General features: G+C 62.6%; 7 protein-coding genes, 1 tRNA gene and 1 pseudogene. 4 read left to right on the top strand and 5 right to left on the bottom strand.

Going from position 1 to position 11,455, the window contains the following annotated elements; translation table 11 throughout:
* Positions 1 to 637: pseudogene (locus EN925_RS07785) on the top strand (DNA polymerase IV); the annotation flags it as partial.
* Here EN925_RS07785 and EN925_RS07780 read toward each other — a convergent pair.
* The gene (locus EN925_RS07780) at positions 634 to 1,140 is read right to left on the bottom strand and encodes a hypothetical protein (RefSeq protein ID WP_127369529.1); all 507 of its coding nucleotides are present in this window, start codon (positions 1,138 to 1,140) and stop codon (positions 634 to 636) included. The pseudogene EN925_RS07785 and the gene EN925_RS07780 sit on opposite strands and share 4 nt — an antisense overlap.
* A 198-nt stretch (positions 1,141 to 1,338) precedes the next feature.
* On the opposite strand from EN925_RS07780, the gene EN925_RS07775 reads away from it, so the two are divergent.
* Entirely contained in the window at positions 1,339 to 2,220 is an 882-nt protein-coding gene (locus EN925_RS07775; protein ID WP_013531939.1) for a DMT family transporter, read from the top strand.
* Between the two features lie 12 nt (positions 2,221 to 2,232).
* Here the strand turns inward: EN925_RS07775 and EN925_RS07770 are convergent, their stop codons facing one another.
* From EN925_RS07770 to EN925_RS07760, 3 genes are all read right to left on the bottom strand, one after another.
* Positions 2,233 to 3,036 (bottom strand): potassium channel family protein, encoded by an 804-nt coding sequence (locus EN925_RS07770; RefSeq protein WP_027161463.1) that lies wholly within the window; start codon positions 3,034 to 3,036, stop codon positions 2,233 to 2,235.
* 67 nt (positions 3,037 to 3,103) lie between these two features.
* Positions 3,104 to 6,631: a DNA polymerase III subunit alpha gene (gene dnaE, locus EN925_RS07765; protein WP_024503588.1), complete on the bottom strand. Its 3,528-nt coding sequence runs from the start codon at positions 6,629 to 6,631 to the stop codon at positions 3,104 to 3,106.
* A 107-nt stretch (positions 6,632 to 6,738) separates the two neighbouring features.
* A complete protein-coding gene (locus EN925_RS07760; protein ID WP_127369454.1) occupies positions 6,739 to 8,751 on the bottom strand; it encodes an acetyl/propionyl/methylcrotonyl-CoA carboxylase subunit alpha in 2,013 nt (670 codons plus the stop codon).
* A gap of 196 nt (positions 8,752 to 8,947) precedes the next feature.
* Between EN925_RS07760 and EN925_RS07755 the strand changes: the two genes are divergently transcribed.
* Entirely contained in the window at positions 8,948 to 10,075 is a 1,128-nt protein-coding gene (locus EN925_RS07755) for an S-(hydroxymethyl)glutathione dehydrogenase/class III alcohol dehydrogenase (RefSeq protein WP_063172038.1), read from the top strand.
* A gap of 212 nt (positions 10,076 to 10,287) precedes the next feature.
* Positions 10,288 to 11,133 carry an S-formylglutathione hydrolase gene (gene fghA / locus EN925_RS07750; RefSeq protein WP_127368633.1) on the top strand — a complete coding sequence of 282 codons (846 nt, stop codon included), beginning with the start codon at positions 10,288 to 10,290 and terminating at the stop codon, positions 11,131 to 11,133.
* A gap of 181 nt (positions 11,134 to 11,314) precedes the next feature.
* On the opposite strand, the gene EN925_RS07745 is transcribed toward fghA, so the two are convergent.
* A tRNA-Met gene (locus tag EN925_RS07745) sits at positions 11,315 to 11,391 on the bottom strand.
* Between the last annotated feature and the right edge of the window lie 64 nt (positions 11,392 to 11,455).

Raw genomic sequence — 11,455 nt, 5'->3', positions numbered from 1 at the left:
GGCGTTCAACGCAACGCTGGAGCGTGACGGCATCCGCACCATCGGCCAGCTGCAGCAGATGGATCGCGGCGATCTCATGCGCCGCTACGGCACGATGGGCGACCGGCTCTACCACCTTTCGCGCGGCGAGGATGTCCGCCGCGTCGATCCCGATCAGGATGCCAAGAGCGTATCGGCCGAAACCACCTTCGATACCGACATCGCGTCGCTGGAAGAGCTGGTGGCGGTGCTGAGGGGGCTTTCGGAAAAGGTTTCGGCACGGCTGAAAAAGTCAGGCATTGCCGGGCGCACCGTGGTGCTGAAACTGAAGAGCCAGGATTTCAAGCTGCGCACGCGCAATCGCCAGCTCGGCGACCCGACCCGGCTCGCCGACCGCATCTTTCAGACTGGGGTGGAGCTTCTGCGCAAGGAAACCGACGGCACGAAGTATCGGCTGCTCGGCATCGGCGTCAGCGACCTCTCGGACGACGACAAGGCCGACCCGCCCGATCTGGTCGACATCCAGTCGCGCAAGCGCGCCATGGCTGAAGGCGCCATCGATGCCTTGCGCGACAAGTTCGGCCGCAAGGCGGTGGAAACCGGCTACACATTCGGCAAGGGCCGCGATGCCCATCCTCCGGAGCCGCTCGAGGACTAGGTGCGCTGCAAGTCTATCCTGCTCGTCACCACGCTCTTGCCGGTTTTCGGGTCGGTGTCGATGACGGTCAGCCGCATGCCGTTCTCGCCGCGTTTCTCGACCTTCATCTGCGCCCTTCGGTCGCCATTGACCTCCTTGGCCCAGCGAATGCCCAGGTTGATCGCATTGCCCGAACGGCGGCCGTTGAGTTGCGCCGGTCCCGTGCGAGAGCCAACATAGGTGCCGCTGTATTTGGCACCTGTAACTTTCAGATTGGCGCTGATGGCCCGCGACACCACAATGAGACCGCGGCAATTTCCATCCAGCGATAGCGAGGTTGAGGTCGCATTCGACTTGAAGCTGCACGATACGGTGACGTTCGGAGCATCCGTGGTTACCTGGACAGTGCCCTTGCCGGCGAAATTGCCCTTGAACGACTGAAGAAATTGGGTCTCGTCGGCATGTGCTGCGCCTGCCGCAACCAATAGACCGCCGGTAAGCGCGAATTGCGCGAAGGATCTCATCGAAGCTCTCCTTGTCGTTTTCGAAAAAAGGCGGGGCGGTCCACGAGCACGGCTGACCATCGGGACTCAACGCCACCTACCGTTTCAGGTTCCGTCCGCCACATGACTGTTTTACAACATCGGGCCAGTCGCGACTGGCCCAGAAGAATGCCTTGGCTAGCGGTTGCGGCAGAGGTGCTGGCCTGCGACATAGCGCGAATGGCACCCACCCCCTCGATCCCCAAGGCCGCGTTCTGGATGGCGCTGTCTATCGCCTCGTTCCTTGGCATGACGGTCGCCGGCCGGGCCACGACAGCGGAGCTCAACGTCTTCCAAGTGCTGGAGTTGCGCTCCGTGATCGGCTTCTTCATCCTGCTGCCGCTGGTGATGATGAGTGGCGGCTTTCAAGCCATGCGCACGCAGCGCCCGGTTGCCCATATCGCCCGCAACGTCATCCATTACACGGGCCAGGCGGCATGGCTCTACGCCCTCACCTTGATTCCGCTGGCCGTGTTGATCTCGATCGAATTCACCACTCCGATCTGGACAGCTATCCTGGCGGTGATCTTTCTGGGCGAAAGGCTGAACCGGCCCAAGTTGGCAGCGATCGCGCTGGGGCTGATCGGCGTGGTGATCATCGTGCGCCCCGGTGTCGGCTCGGTCGATCCTGGACATCTCGTCGTGCTGGGCGCCGCGGCCTGCTTCGGCATCTCGGTGGTCACCGTCAAGTCGCTGACCCGGACGGACAGCGTCGTACGCATCATCTGCTGGATGCTGATTGTCCAGTCGGTGGTCGGTCTCATCCCGGCGCTCTATACGTGGCGCAACCCGCCACTGGAGCTATGGCCATGGATCGTGCTGATCGCCTTCACCGGCATGTCGTCGCATTTCTGCATGGCCCGCGCGCTTGGCTATGCCGACGCGACCATCGTCTCGCCGATGGATTTTCTACGCGTGCCGCTATCGGCACTGATCGGCTGGCTGCTCTATAGCGAGCAGATCGACGCCTTCACCGCCGGCGGCGCGCTGCTGATCCTGATGGGCAATCTGCTCAATCTGCAGCGCAGGCAGATAAAGCCGGCCGAAGTGGCGGCGTCGTAGTCCCGCCGGCCGTCAGTTCCCTTCGTCGGGTATGTTGAGAAGATGGCCGCAGGCCTTGCAATGGACGGCGTCCGGCTCGTGCCGCCGCAAGCCGCACTGCGGACAGGGAAACAACACCTTGGCTGGCCGGAAGATCGCCTGAGCCAGTCTGACAAACAGCGATATGCCGATGATCATGGTGACGATTGCCGTCAGCTTGCCGGCCATGCCCGGCAGCACGATGTCGCCGAAGCCGGTCGTCGTCACCGTGGCGACAGTGAAATAAAGCGCGTCGATATAGTTTTCCAGGCCAGCGCCAGTGCGAAAGAAGAACGTGTAGACGAAGCCGGTGATGACGAACAGGAAGGTCAAAAGGTTGATGACCGCGTGGCTGGCCTCTCGCCACGGCCGCAGTCCTCGCATCTCGAAATGCCGCCAGAGCGAACCGCTGCGTGACAGCGACCACAGCCGCAGGATGCGCAGGAAGGCGAGATTGGCGAACGCCGTTGGCATCAGCAGCGTCAAGAGGATGAAGACATCGACCCACGACGTCGGCTGCTTCATCAGCCGCAGCATGTTCTTGGAGGCAAGCAGGCGGGCAGCGAGGTCCGCGGCAACCAGCGCGGCCGCCGAATAGTCGAGCCAGAGGAATGACGGCTTGTCCTGGAGAACCGGCGTCGCGATGAAGAAGGCGATGATGGCGAGGTCGATGACGACGGCCACCAGTTGGAACCGGAAAGCGGCCGGCGTGCGCCCATGATAAAGCCTGCGCAACCGGTCACGCAGCCGCGCCAAGACCGAAACCGCCTGCGACCCATTCCTCTGCGCCGGCTTCATGCTGACTGCGCCGGCGTTGGCCGCAGCGACCGCCCGGCTGATTGCCGCGCCCCGAAAAGAGCGGGGGTCACACCAATTCCACTTCGACCACGCCCGGCACCGCGCGCATCGCCGAGGCGATCTGCGGCGAGATACGGTAGCGGTTCGGCAGCTCTATCTCGATTTCCCCCTCGCCTTCTTCCTTGATCAGCACGAAACTGACCTGGCCTTCGCCCCTGACGGTCAGTTGGCCGGCCAGCGTGTTGATCGGCGTGGCGTTGCGCACGAAGATACGCAGCGCCTTCTGGATGCGACTTGCCTCATCCTCCAGCGACTGCACCGAGTTGATGCGCAGATTGACGCCTTCCGGCCTGTCCTCGGCCGCAACGGTGATGACGACGGAGCGGCCGGCCTCGAGCAGGTCGCGATACTGTGCCAGTCCTTCCGAAAACAGCACGGCTTCGTACTGGCCTGACGTATCCGAAAAGGCGATGACGCCCATCTTGTTGCCGGTGCGCGTCTTGCGTTCCTGCTTGGATGTCACCGTGCCGGCCAGGCGGCCGGCGGCGGCACCGCGTTTGACGGCCGCCGAGAACTCGGCCCACGTTTGCACCCGCATCTTCTGCAGGGCCGCCTTGTACTCGTCGAGCGGGTGGGCCGAGAGGTAAAAGCCGACCACCTGGAATTCACGGTGCAGCCGGTCGGCGGCGAGCCACGGCTCTGTCGCCGGCAGATTGAGTGCCTGCGACTGGGCGCCGAGCGAGGCGCCGAAGATGTCGTGCTGTCCGGAAACCGCGTTCTGCTGCGCCAGCGACGCCAGCCCCATCATGCGCTCCACGCCCGCCATCATCGACGCGCGGTCGTGGCCGAAGCAGTCGAGCGCGCCGGCCATGATCAGGCTTTCGAAGACGCGCTTGCCGACGATCTTGGGATCGACCCGCTCGCAGAAATCGGCGAGGTTCTTGAACGGCTTTTCGCCACGCTGGGCAACGATGTGCTCGACCGCCGCGTCGCCGACGCCCTTGAGCGCTGCCAGCGAATAGTAGATGCGGTTCTCGCCGACCTCGAAGGGGCGAAAGCTCGATGTCACCGACGGCGCGAGAACCTCGATGCCGAGGCGCAGCGCGTCCTGGCGGAAATCGGCGAGCTTGTCGGTGTTGCCCATGTCGAGCGTCATCGACGCCGCCAGGAACTCGACCGGATAATGCGCCTTGAGATAGGCGGTCTGGTATGAAACCACCGCATAGGCGGCGGCGTGCGATTTGTTGAAACCATAGTCGGCGAACTTGGCCAGCAGGTCGAAAATGAAGTCGGCTTGCGGCTTGCCGACGCCACGCTCGACCGCGCCGGAGACGAAGCGCTCGCGCTGCTTGTCCATCTCGGCGCGAATCTTCTTGCCCATGGCGCGGCGCAGCAGATCGGCTTCGCCGAGCGAGTAGCCCGACAGCTCCTGCGCGATCTGCATCACCTGTTCCTGGTAGACGATGACGCCTTGCGTCTCCTTCACCAGATGGTCGATCTTGGGATGGATCGAGGCCATCTCCTCCTCGCCATGCTTGCGGGCGTTGTAGGTCGGGATGTTTTCCATCGGGCCGGGTCGATACAGTGCGACCAGCGCGATGATGTCCTCGATGCAGTCGGGCCGCATGCCGATCAGCGCCTTGCGCATGCCGGCACTTTCCACCTGGAACACGCCGACCACTTCGCCGCGCGACAGCATGGCGTAGGTCTCGGGATCGTCGAGCGGGATGGTTGCCAGGTCGATCTCGATGCCGCGCCGGCGGATCAGCTTCACCGCCGTCTCCAGCACGGTCAGCGTCTTCAGGCCGAGGAAGTCGAACTTCACCAGTCCGGCCTGCTCGACATATTTCATGTTGAACTGGGTGACGGGCATGTCCGAGCGCGGATCGCGGTACATCGGCACCAGCTCCGACAGCGGCCGGTCGCCGATGACGATGCCGGCGGCGTGCGTCGAGGCATGGCGGTAGAGGCCTTCCAGCTTCTGCGCCATGTCGAGCAGCGTCTGGACGATCGGCTCCCTCTCGGCCTCTTCGGCAAAGCGCGGCTCGTTGGCGATGGCGTCGGCGAGCTTGACCGGATTGGCCGGGTTCTGCGGCACCATCTTGGAGAGCTTGTCGACCTGGCCATAGGGCATCTGCAGGACGCGGCCGACGTCGCGCAGCACGGCGCGCGCCTGCAGCGTACCGAAGGTGATGATCTGGCCGACCTGGTCGCGGCCGTATTTCTGCTGGACGTAGCGGATGACCTCCTCGCGCCTATCCTGGCAGAAGTCGATGTCGAAGTCGGGCATCGACACGCGGTCGGGATTGAGAAAGCGCTCGAACAGCAGCGAGAAGCGCAGCGGATCAATGTCGGTGATGGTGGTCGAATAGGCGACCAGCGAGCCTGCGCCCGAACCGCGGCCAGGCCCGACCGGAATGCCTTGCGCCTTGGCCCATTTGATGAAGTCGGCAACGATCAGGAAGTAGCCGGGAAACTTCATCTTGGTGATGATGCCAAGCTCGAAGTTCAACCGCTCGCGGTATTGCTCGACCGTATAGCCCGCGGTCGGGCCATGCATGGCAAGGCGCGCGTCGAGCCCCTCATGGGCCTGGCGGGCCAGTTCGTCGGCTTCCGCCTGCACGGCGGCGTCATTGTCTGCGACATCGCCGCCGGTGAAGCGCGGCAGGATCGGATTGCGGTTCTTCGGGTAATAGGAGCAGCGCAGCGCGATCTCGACAGTGTTGTCGATCGCCTCCGGCAGGTCGGCAAAGAGCCTTGCCATATCGGCCTGGCTGCGCAGGAAATTGTCGGGCGACAGCCGGCGGCGGTTGTCAGCGGCAACGACCGATCCCTCGGCAATGGCAATCAGCGCGTCATGTGCATCATAGTCGTCGCGAGAGGAAAAGAACGCCTCGTTGGTGGCGACCAGCGGCAGTTCATGGGCATAGGCCAGATCGATCGAGGATTTTTCGATCACGCGATCATAACCGGAAACCCGGTCAAGCTCGACATAGAGCCGGTCGCCGAACATCTCCTTGAGGGTCAAAAGCCGGGCTTCGGCCAGATCGCGGCGATCTTCCTTGAGCGCGGTGCCGATCGGTCCGCGCGGTCCGCCGCTGAGGCAGATCAACCCGTCACAATAGCCTTCCATCATTTCGGTGGTCAGGTGCACGGCTTCGCCCGGCGGCGTTTCGAGGTAGACGCGGCTGACCAGCCTGACCAGATTGGAATAGCCCGCCTCGGTCGCGGCAAGCAGGACGACCGGCCGCATATCGGGACCTTGCCGTCGGCGGTCGCGCTGGCCATCGCTGTTTTCGCCGGAAAAGGCGAGCGCCGTCTGGCAGCCGATGATCGGCTGGATGCCGTCCTTCACCGCCTTCTGCGCGAATTCGAGCGCGCCGAACAGGTTGTTGGTGTCGGTAACGGCGATGGCCGGGGCTTCGTCCTTGACCGCATGAGCCACCACCTTGCCGATCTGCAAGGCGCCTTCCAGCAGCGAATAGGCCGAATGCACGCGCAAATGGACGAAGGGCCGCGCCGGGGCCTCCGGCCGCGCCGCAGCAATCGCCGCTTCTCGCTTCAAGGGATCGCGGGGGAGTTTTTCGTCGGCCATGGTGCTGCGTGAAGGTCCTTGAGTCGATGGAGATGTATTGTCCGGGACCGCGCCATGCCAGTCCAGCACAAACCACTGCTGATCACAGGCTGCCTGCCCGGCTAGCCCTAAGCAAACTCCATGATCACGGCGTCGACAGCCAGGCTGTCGCCCGGCTTGGCGTTGAGTTTGGAGACGACAAGGTCGCGTTCGGCACGCAGCACGTTTTCCATCTTCATCGCTTCGACCACAGCCAATGTCTCGCCTGCCTTGACCTCCTGGCCTTCGGCAACGGCAATCGACACGACAAGGCCGGGCATCGGGCAAAGCAGCAGCTTCGACGTGTCCGGCGCCACCTTTTCGGGCATCAGCCTTTCCAGTTCGGCGGTGCGCGGCAGCATGGCGCGCGCGGTCACCGACATGCCTTTCCAGGCGATGCGAAAGCCATTGGCGACCGGCCTGACCTGAGCCGTAACCTTGCGCTTGCCGACCGTACCGCGCCAGACCAGATCGCCCGGCCGCCAGTCGGATGCAACGGTCAGCGCCTTGCCGCCCGCGATCGACAGATCGACTTCCATCGGAATGGAAATCATGCCCTCGATGATGGACGCCGACAGATAGTCATCATCGATCTTCACGACCCAGTCGCGCTTCAGCGCTCCCGAATGCGGCGCCAGGCGCCCGCCCAGCCGGTCAAGCCGATCACGTCGCAGCAGTTCCACTGCGGTCGCGATCGACGCCAGCACCGCTTTCTCGTCGTCGTTCGGCACGACCGGCGCGAAACCGTCGGGATATTCCTCCGATATGAAAGCGGTCGATATCCGCCCTTCCCGCCAACGCTGATGCTGCATCAAGGCAGCCAGGAACGGAATGTTGTGCTCGATTCCGTCGACGACGAAGCTGTCGAGCGCTTCCGACATGGCATCGATGGCTTCCAGACGCGTCGGCGCCCAGGTGCACAGCTTGGCCAGCATCGGATCGTAGAACATCGAGATTTCGGAGCCTTCGGTGACGCCGGTGTCGTTGCGGATGACGACATCGCCGAATTGTCCTTCCTCCGGCGGCCGGTAGCGCGTCAGCCGGCCGATCGAAGGCAGGAAATTGCGGTAAGGGTCTTCGGCATAGAGCCGGCTTTCCACCGCCCAGCCGTTCAGCTCGATGTCGCTTTGCTTCAGGCCAAGCTTTTCGCCGGCGGCGACGCGGATCATCTGCTCGACCAGATCGATGCCGGTGATGAGCTCCGTCACCGGGTGCTCGACCTGCAATCGTGTATTCATTTCAAGGAAATAGAAGTTCTTGTCCTTGTCGACGATGAATTCGACCGTGCCGGCGCTCTGGTAGTCGACGGCCTTGGCCAGCGCCACAGACTGCTCGCCCATGGTCTTGCGTGTCGCTGCGTCCAGGAATGGCGACGGCGCCTCTTCGGCGACCTTCTGGTTGCGTCGCTGGATCGAGCATTCGCGCTCGCCGAGATAGAGCGCGTTGCCATGCGCGTCGGCCAGCACCTGGATTTCGATGTGGCGCGGATCGACGACGAATTTCTCGATGAAGAGACGATCGTCGCCGAACGAACTCTTGGCTTCCGAGCGCGCGCGGTCGAAGCCATCGCGCACTTCGGCTTCGCTCCAGGCGATGCGCATGCCCTTGCCGCCGCCGCCGGCCGAAGCCTTGATCATCACGGGATAGCCAATTTCGCCGGCGATCTTTTCGGCATGGTCGGCATTCTCGATGACGCCGAGCCAGCCGGGCACGGTGGAAACCTTGGCGGCGTTGGCGAACTTCTTCGATTCGATCTTGTCGCCCATCGCCTTGATCGCCTTGGGCTTCGGGCCGATGAAAATGATGCCTTCCGCTTCCAGCGCCTCACAGAAGGCCGCCCGCTCGGACAGGAATCCGTAGCCGGGGTGCACGGCCTGGGCTCCCGTCTCCTTGCACGCGGCGATGATCTTTTCAGGGACGAGATAGCTCAGCGCGGCTGGCGAAGGCCCGATATGCACCGCCTCGTCGGCCATCTCGACATGCACGGCGTCGCGATCGGCATCGGAATAGACCGCGACCGTGGCAATGCCCATCTTGCGCGCCGTCTTGATGACGCGGCAGGCAATTTCGCCGCGATTGGCGATCAGGATCTTGGTGAACATGCGAAATGTCATCCCTCGGGTCGGCCGTTCCTTTTATGGCCTGTGCTTGCAGGGTCAAGCCGACCATGCAATTCACTGCCTTTCAATCGACTTGCGATTCCAATTCATCGCTGTGGCCCAGTCGGGGAGCCAGCTGCCAGTTGATCGTGTCGGCAAAACCTGAAACCTTGGAAAAATTCGCATTGGAGGACGCCTGATGAAAACCCGCGCCGCTGTCGCTGTCGCCGCCGGAAAGCCGCTGGAGATCATGGAGGTCGACCTCGAGGGCCCGCGCGAGGGCGAAGTGCTGGTCGAGATCAAGGCGACAGGTATTTGCCACACCGACGAATTCACACTGTCGGGCGCCGATCCGGAAGGTCTGTTTCCGGCCATCCTCGGCCATGAGGGCGCCGGCGTCGTCGTCGATGTCGGCAAGGGTGTCACCTCGCTCAAGAAGGGCGACCACGTCATCCCGCTCTATACGCCCGAATGCCGCCAGTGCCCGTCCTGCCTGTCGAGGAAGACGAACCTCTGCACGGCGATCCGCGCCACGCAGGGCCAGGGCCTTATGCCCGATGGTTCATCGCGCTTCTCGATCGGCAAGGACAAGATCTTTCACTATATGGGCTGCTCGACCTTCTCCAACTTCACCGTGCTGCCCGAGATCGCGCTGGCCAAGGTCAATCCCGACGCGCCCTTCGACAAGATCTGCTACATCGGCTGCGGCGTCACCACCGGCATCGGTGCCGTGATCAACACCGCCAAGGTCGAGATCGGCGCCACCGCGGTCGTCTTCGGCCTCGGCGGCATCGGCCTCAACGTCATCCAGGGCCTGAAACTTGCCGGCGCCGACATGATCATCGGCGTCGATTTGAACAACGACAAGAAGGAGTGGGGCGAGCGCTTCGGCATGACGCATTTCGTCAATCCGAAGGAGATCGACGGCGATGTCGTGCCCTACCTCGTCAACATGACCAAGCGTGGCGCCGACCAGATCGGCGGCGCCGACTACACATTCGACTGCACGGGCAGCACCAAGGTCATGCGTCAGGCGCTGGAAGCCTCGCATCGCGGCTGGGGCAAGTCGGTGGTCATCGGCGTTGCCGGCGCCGGCCAGGAGATCTCGACTAGGCCGTTCCAGCTGGTCACCGGCCGCACCTGGATGGGCACCGCCTTCGGCGGCGCGCGCGGCCGCACCGATGTGCCGAAGATCGTCGACTGGTACATGGACGGCAAGATCCAGATCGACCCGATGATCACCCACACGCTCAAGCTTGAGGACATCAACAAGGGTTTCGATCTCATGCATGAGGGCAAATCGATCAGAAGCGTCGTGGTTTACTGACCGGCTCACACGACACGCCCGCGTCGAAGGCTCTGTGTTCCCAAAATACCGTGCCTCCCCGACATCGGGCGTTGGGCCGGCGGCGCGACTGACATTCCGGATGTCCGCGCCGCCGGTCGGTTCGACCCCACCTGATCCGCCCGGGTTGCCGCGATCATGGTCGATGCCGTAGACACCGGCCCATTGGCGTTTGAAATCCGTGGAGAGGGAATATGCCGGAACCCATGAAGACCATCTCCCAGGCAAAATCCCTTGGCGGAGTGCAGGGCATCTATTCGCACCTGTCGACGAGTTGCTGCTGCGACATGACGTTTGCCGTTTTCGTGCCTCCACAGGCCCGGGAAACGCCTCGCCCCGTGGTGTGGTATTTGTCGGGACTGACCTGCACCCATCAAAATGTCATGGACAAAGGCGAATACAGGCGCATGGCCGCCGAACTTGGCCTGATCGTCGTCTGTCCAGACACCAGTCCGCGCGGCGCCGACATCCCTGATGACAAGGACAATTGGCAGTTTGGCGGCGGCGCCGGCTTTTATCTTGATGCAACGCAGGAGCCTTATGCGAAGAACTACCGGATGTATTCCTACCTCGTCGAGGAACTACCCACGCTGATCGCCGCTAATTTTCCGGCAGACATGTCGCGCCAAGCCATAACGGGCCATTCGATGGGCGGACACGGCGCGCTGACGATTGCTTTGAAAAACCCGCAGCGGTTCAGGAGTTGCTCGGCATTTGCGCCGATCGTGCAGCCAAGCGCTGCCGGCTGGTCAAGGCCGGCTTTCGAAAAATATCTCGGCACGGATGAGGCCTCGTGGCGGGCCTACGACGCTACTTCGCTTGTTGAAGACGGGCGCCGCTTCCCGGAATTTCTCGTCGATCAGGGAACATCGGACGGGTTCCTGAATGACGGGCTGAGACCCTGGCTTTTGGAGGCGGCCTGCGCCAAAGCCGGCATTCCGCTGACGTTGCGCATGCAGGACGGATACGACCATTCGTATTTCTTCATTTCGACATTCATGGACGACCATTTGAGATGGCATGCGGAACGGCTTGCATAGGTCGAGGTCCGAGCGATGCAATCGGATTAATCCTCGTCCAAGCGAGGAACGCGTTACTCTTTCTCGTCTCTACCGGGGCGAGGAACACGATGGCGCCGCATTGAAATTATTGAACAATTTCAACAGGAAGCGCTACCAACGCGTATAAATTTTTAGCCATTTCAATGGTTTAACTGGATTTTGGTAGCGGGAGAGGGACTTGAACCCCCGACCCCAGGATTATGATTCCCGTGCTCTAACCAACTGAGCTACCCCGCCAGGGCGGCGAAAGACCCGAAATCCGCCTCAAATCGAAAGGCATGTCGGGGGCGTTCGCAAAGGT

This window comes from Mesorhizobium sp. M7A.F.Ca.US.006.04.2.1, assembly GCF_004022915.1.
Taxonomy (GTDB): domain Bacteria; phylum Pseudomonadota; class Alphaproteobacteria; order Rhizobiales; family Rhizobiaceae; genus Mesorhizobium; species Mesorhizobium ciceri.
This window is presented reverse-complemented; position numbering and strand designations above follow the sequence as displayed.